At 41.1% G+C, this 802-nt stretch carries 1 protein-coding gene; it reads left to right on the top strand.

Annotation, left to right across the window (positions count from 1 at the left end; genetic code table 11):
* The first annotated feature begins 136 nt into the window (after positions 1 to 136).
* Positions 137 to 529: a hypothetical protein gene (locus tag JCM10519_RS24450; protein ID WP_347845390.1), complete on the top strand. Its 393-nt coding sequence runs from the start codon at positions 137 to 139 to the stop codon at positions 527 to 529.
* The last annotated feature ends 273 nt before the right edge of the window (positions 530 to 802 follow it).

Genomic DNA, 802 nt, shown 5'->3' with positions numbered 1-802 from the left:
AGGAAGTATCCTCATATCGTGGAGTTGGTCGGTGAAAAGGATCCAGCTAGGACGGTCACCATGACATATTCAGAGCTTTTGAGGCAGAAAAATGACAGAAAGAAAAAGAAGATGTTGGTATTAGGGAGGTGATCGTTTGGGAAATGTAAGACCATTAAACCATAGTAAGTATGGGATCAGTAAAAATCGTTTCTGGGAATTATATTACTGGTGCTTGCAGTATGGAGAGTGGAAAGATGAGCTTAAGTATAAAACAGATACGGTAGGGGCTATGGAGATCACTGATATGCCTACAAGCCATAATGGTGGGGACGCTACTCAGCAGCTGGCCATGAGGCGGGTCGTGTTAGAGCAGAATTGCAGACTGATAGAACAGACGGCTATTGAGGCTGATCCGGATATTTACCAGTATATACTTAAGGCAGTGACCGAGGAGGATATAACCTTCCACTACCTAAAGATGATTATGGGTATACCATGTGGGAGAATATGTATTACGATCGGCGTCGGAAGTTCTATTGGTTATTAAGCCAGAAAAAAATAATTTTATAAGTGCGGTACTCACGGGACAAGTCAATATGGTATCTTAATATTATCCCAATTTGGATAAATTTGGAAAAGAAAACAGAGGAGGAAAAAAATTATGGAAAACAGATTTTGTTTACAGATGGTAAGTTGTGGTGATGGTTGTTGCGGTAATGGTAATGGTGGTACAGCGGTGGAGAATGTATATTCTACAGAAGAGACTGTATGCGGTACATGGATTGATGGTAAGCCGATTTACCGGAAGGTGATTTCAGGG

It is taken from the genome of Clostridium sp. NkU-1 (genome assembly GCA_001312405.1).
This window is presented reverse-complemented; position numbering and strand designations above follow the sequence as displayed.